Consider the following 5,113-nt stretch of genomic DNA (forward strand, 5'->3'; position numbering starts at 1 on the left):
CCAGCGCGCCTGGGCCGCCACCACCTACGATGAGCGCGCCGCGGTGCTGCGCCGGGCGGCCCGGCTGCTGGAGGACGATCCGGACCGGCTGGCCCGCTGGCTGGTGCCCGCGTCCGGATCGGCGCAGGGCAAGGCGTCGTTCGAGGTCGGGCTCGTGGTGTCCGAGCTGCACGAGAGCGCCGCGCTGGCCTCCCAGCCCTACGGCGAGCTGCTGCACTCCACCCGGCCGCGGCTGTCGCTGGCCCGCCGGGTGCCGATCGGGGTCGTCGGGGTGATCTCGCCGTTCAACTTCCCCGGCATCCTGTCGATGCGGTCGGTGGCGCCCGCGCTCGCGGTGGGCAACGCGGTCGTGCTCAAGCCGGACCCCCGCACCCCGGTGTCCGGCGGGCTGGCACTGGCCGAGCTGCTCGCCGAGGCGGGACTGCCGGAGGGCCTGCTCACGGTGCTGCCGGGCGGGGCCGACGTCGGGCAGGCGCTGGTGACGCACCCGGACGTGCCGTGCCTGTCGTTCACCGGGTCCACCCCCGCGGGCCGCAGGATCGGGGAGGCGGCGGCGCCGCTGCTCAAGCGGGTGCACCTGGAGCTCGGCGGGAACAACGCCCTGCTCGTGCTGCCGGACGCCGACGTGGAGGCCGCCGCCTCCGCCGCGGCGTGGGGGTCGTTCCTGCACCAGGGGCAGATCTGCATGACCGCGGGCAGGCACCTGGTGCACTCCTCGCTCGTGGACGAGTTCACCGAACGGCTGGCCGCCAAGGCCGACGCGATCGCCGTCGGTGACCCGGCCGACCCGGCCAACGCCCTCGGCCCGATCATCGACCGGGCGCAGCTGGAACAGGTCCACCGGATCGTCACCGAGACGGTGGCCCGGGGTGCCACCGCGGCGGCGGGCGGAACCCACGACGGGCCGTTCTACCGGCCCACCGTGCTCACCGGGGTGGCCCCGGACAGTCCGGCGTTCGCCGAGGAGATCTTCGGCCCCGTCGCCCCGGTCGTGCCCTACGACACCGTGGACGAGGCGATCGACATCATCAACGACAGCGAGTACGGCCTCAGTGTCGGCATCCTCACCGCCGACGCGTTCGGCGCCTACGAGCTGGCCGGGCGCATCGAGTCCGGGATGGTGCACATCAACGACCAGACGGTCGACGACGAGTCGACCATCCCGTTCGGCGGGATGAAGGCCTCCGGTGTCGGCGGCCACTTCGGCGGGGCGCGGGCGAACCTGGAGTCGTTCACCGAGACCCAGTGGATCACCGTGCAGTCCTCGATCGAGCGTTACCCGTTCTGACCCGCCGCCCCCGGCCGCCGGTGCGGCCCCGACACCCGCACGCGGAGGGGCCGCACCGGCGGCGGTGCGGTCAGGAGGTGGGGTCAGGAGGCGGTGTGCCGCGGGCCGGTGGGGACGGTGGCGAGGACGGTGCCGATCCGTTCGACCGTCCGGTTCATCCCGTAGGCGACCCGGCCCATGTCCACCCCCTCATCGGCGAGCAGGGCGAGACAGGCACCCTCGCCCGCGGCGGTGACGAACAGCGTCGCCCGGTCGAGCTCCACCACGGTCTGCCGTACGGTGCCACCGCCGAACTGCGCACCCGCGCCGTCCGCGAGGCTGTGGAACGCCGAGGCGACCGCCGAGAGGTGTCCGGCGTCGTCCGCGTCGAGCTGCCCGGACCGGCCGAGCAGCATGCCGTCGGTCGAGAGCGCGACGGCATGCCGGGCCCGGTCCAGACCGGTCACCAGCCCGTCCAGCAGCCGGTCCAGATCCGTCGGGTCGGAAGCGACCATTGCTTCGATCTCCCCACTGTCGAACAACCGTGCCGGGCACCGTGGACACGGCGGCACCGTATCGAAGATCACCCGGTTCGCGGTGTCAAGACGCGCGACCTCGCGGAAAGTCGTCTTCTCGGCGGTGCCGCCGGTCCGACCGGGTGAACGATCGGGGCGCGATTCGGTCACGGCCGAACACGGAGAGTCAGAAGGTGGTCACCCGGCGGTCAGTCGAAGACGAGCACGCCGCGGATGTTGCGGCCCGCGTGCATGTCGTCGTACGCCTTCGCCACCTCGTCCAGCGGGTACCGGGTGGTCACCAGTTCGTCCAGTTCGAGCACGCCCTGCCGCCAGAGCCGCACCAGTGCGGGGATGTCGCACCCCGGGGCGGCCTCGCCGAACAGCGATCCCTTCACGGACTTCTGCATGAGAACCAGGTCGTTCAGCCGGAGGGGCACGTCGGTCGCGCGGTGGCTGCCCAGGCCGGTGACGACCACGGTCCCGGCCTTGCGGATCGCGCCGAGCGCCGTGGCGAGGTGCTCGCCCCCGGTGACGCCGACGGCGACGATCACGGCGTCCGCGCCCTGTCCGTTGGTGACCGACCGGGCGTGGTCGGCGGCCTCGCGGAGGTCGGCGTAGGCGTGCGTGGCGCCCAGTTCGCGGGCGGTGTCCCGCTTGAACTCCACCGGGTCCACGGCGATCACGGTGCTCGCCCCCGCGTGCGCCGCGCCCTGCACCGCGTTGGCCCCGATCCCACCGATACCCATGACGATCACCGTGTCGCCGGGGCGCACACCGGCGGTGTTCACCGCCGCGCCCCACCCGGTCGGCACCCCGCAGCTGAGCAGGCACGCCAGCTCCAGCGGCACGTCCTTGTCGATCCGGACGAGCGAGTCCACCGACGCGGTCGTGTACTCGGCGAACGTCGAGATGCCGCACTGCTGTCCCACCGGGCGCCCGTCGAGGCTGAGCCGGTAGCTGGTGGGGTCGTCGGCGCGGGCGCCGGTGAGCAGGGTCGCGCCCAGGTGGCACAGGTTCTGCAGGCCACGGGCGCAGAACTCGCACGTGCCGCACGCGGGGAGGAAGGAGAACACCACGTGGTCGCCCGGTTCGAACCCCGGGGTGTGCGGGCCGACCGCGGTGACCACGCCCGCGCCCTCGTGCCCACCGCAGAACGGGTGGATGCCGACGGGCAGGTCGCCGGTCGCGGCGTGGTCGTCGGAGTGGCACAACCCGGACGCGGCGAGCTTCACCGTCACCTCGCCCTGCCGCGGGTCGTCGAGCTCTAGGTCGACGACCTCGTAGCGCCCGGGGGACTCCCGCAGGACCGCGCCCCGCGTACTGATCGGCATCACGTTCTCCCTCGATTCCGGTTCCACCGACGCGGCCGAAGCTATCCCGTCCGGGGGCGTGGGACGGGGGTGTCGCGTGGTTTCGGAGACGGCCGTTTCACGTTGGGGCGTGACGGGCGCGGGGAGCGGGCGGGGTGTCCGAGGGGGACGACGGTTCAGTCGTCGGCCGGGCGTAGCGCCTCGGACGGCAGCAGTTTCGGGTGCTGCGGCGTGGGCCATTCGAAGAGCAGCAGGGTGGCGTCGTCCTGGAGCTCACCACGCTGGTGGTGCAGGATCGCGTGGACGACCCGTCGCAACGTCTCCGGCGGAGGGAGCCCGGCCGAGCTCTCCCGCTCGACGATGTCGACGAGCCGGTCGACGCCGAAGTGCTCGTCGCGGTCGTTGCGGGCCTCGGTGACGCCGTCGGTGTAGAGCAGGATACGGTCGCCCGGCCGGAGGTGTTCCCGGGCCGGGATGGTCGGGTCGGCGTCGTCGAGGTGTTGCAGTCCCAAGGGCATGCGCCTGCCCTCGTCCAGGAACTTGTGGATGCGGCCGTTGCGCAGCAGCACCGGCGGCGGATGACCCGCGTTCAGGTACGACAGCACTCCCGTCTCGAAATCGACCGTCGCCAGCACGGCCGTGGCGAACCGGGTCTCGGCCGCGTTCTCGCGCAGCACCGCGTCGGCCCTGCGGGCGATACCGGCCAGAGTCTCGTTTCTCCGGCGTGCGTTGCGGGTGGCGGCCATGGCCAACGAGCAGACGAGTCCGGCCTGCAGGTCGTGGCCGGTGGCATCGAATACCGCCACGTGGCCGTGCGACCCGTCCGCCGAGTAGTCGAACCCGTCGCCGCCCGCCTCGTCGTAGTACTCGACCACCGCGCTGACGGTCATGTCCGGGGTGGCGAAGGTCTGCGGGGGCAGCAGTTGCCACAGCAGCTCGGCCGACACCGTCAGCGGCCGGGGCCTGCGGGCCCGGTGCAGGGCGTCGCTCTGGGCGAGTTTCGCGACGATGAGGTGGCCGAGCAGCCCGCCCACGGTCCAGCAGTGCTGCCGCAGGGTCGCGTCGTCCGGGTCCGCCCCCTCGGGCGGCACCACCCGCAGGCTCCCCATCCGGTGTGTGCCGTTCAGGACGGGCACCCACAGCACCGGAGTGCCCGTCTCCGGGTCACGGTCCCGGAGGACCTCGACCCGTTGGAACGACCGGCCCGCGAGCGTGTCGTCGATCGCGAGCGGGGCGGGCCGGGGCACGCCGTCGACGTCGAGCGGGTGCAGGTGCCGCTGGGGCAGGTCGGAGACGTACAGCAGTCCGTCGACCCCCACGTGGGTGGCCAGGGCGTGCCGGACGATCCGTCCGAGATCACCCCCGGCGGCCAGGTGACCCCGGTTGATGATCTCGTCGAGCACCTCGTACCAGTTCGCGGACGTCACGGTCCTCACGGTAGTGGCTCCCGGGCGGGCTCACCCGCCGCACCACGCCGGCCCGACCGGTCGGCACCACGTCTTCCGGGGTCGCCCGGTCGGGTCGTCCTGCCGTGGTGTGCCCTCAGAGCAGTTCGACGTGGTGCACCAGCCACCGGTCGTTCTCCTGGCGCAGGGTCAGCCGCATCCGGTTCCGGTCGATCCGCGGCTCGGGATTGTTCGTGTTGGTGATGGTCTGATCGGCGAACACGAGCACCACCGCTTCGCCGGCGTCGGCGCGGACGACACCCGCCGCCAGCGTCTCCCCTTCGGAGACCGCCTCGTGCTCCCGGATCAGCTCGCTGAGGTCGTCGCCGACCCGGCGGTACTGCTCGGCGAAGTCCCCGGTCGCGTGGTCGAGCACGGCGTCGAGGTCCTTGTCGAGGGTGTCGAACTCGTACGAGGACAGTCGGGTGGCGAACCGGGTGGCCGCGTCGAGTGCCTCCGCGCGCGCGGTCTCCCGGGCACGCAGCGACCGGTAGTCCGCCCCGACGAATCCCGCACCGACCAGCGCCGCCACGACCAGCCCGGCGGCGATCAGGGTCCGCGGCCGGGGACGCC

5 protein-coding genes are annotated in these 5,113 nt (G+C 72.8%); 1 reads left to right on the top strand and 4 read right to left on the bottom strand.

Going from position 1 to position 5,113, the window contains the following annotated elements; all coding sequences use genetic code 11:
* Positions 1 to 1,288: aldehyde dehydrogenase family protein (locus ACTIR_RS22710; RefSeq protein ID WP_034239337.1), on the top strand; the 1,288-nt coding region annotated here is incomplete at its 5' end.
* Between the two features lie 83 nt (positions 1,289 to 1,371).
* On the opposite strand, the gene ACTIR_RS0110600 is transcribed toward ACTIR_RS22710, so the two are convergent.
* The 4 genes from ACTIR_RS0110600 to ACTIR_RS22715 form a co-directional block, all read right to left on the bottom strand.
* On the bottom strand, positions 1,372 to 1,782 hold the full coding sequence (locus ACTIR_RS0110600; protein ID WP_026454261.1) for a roadblock/LC7 domain-containing protein: 411 nt from the start codon (positions 1,780 to 1,782) through the stop codon (positions 1,372 to 1,374).
* A 209-nt stretch (positions 1,783 to 1,991) separates the two neighbouring features.
* Positions 1,992 to 3,116 (bottom strand): NDMA-dependent alcohol dehydrogenase, encoded by a 1,125-nt coding sequence (locus tag ACTIR_RS0110605; protein WP_034239415.1) that lies wholly within the window; start codon positions 3,114 to 3,116, stop codon positions 1,992 to 1,994.
* A 155-nt stretch (positions 3,117 to 3,271) separates the two neighbouring features.
* Positions 3,272 to 4,522, bottom strand: a complete 1,251-nt coding sequence (locus ACTIR_RS0110610; protein ID WP_052583822.1) for a PP2C family protein-serine/threonine phosphatase — start codon at positions 4,520 to 4,522, stop codon at positions 3,272 to 3,274.
* Between the two features lie 115 nt (positions 4,523 to 4,637).
* A partial coding sequence (locus tag ACTIR_RS22715; RefSeq protein ID WP_034239339.1) for a hypothetical protein occupies positions 4,638 to 5,113 on the bottom strand: 476 nt, incomplete at its 5' end.

Source organism: Saccharomonospora iraqiensis subsp. iraqiensis, from assembly GCF_000430445.1.
In the GTDB taxonomy this organism is placed as follows: domain Bacteria; phylum Actinomycetota; class Actinomycetes; order Mycobacteriales; family Pseudonocardiaceae; genus Saccharomonospora; species Saccharomonospora iraqiensis.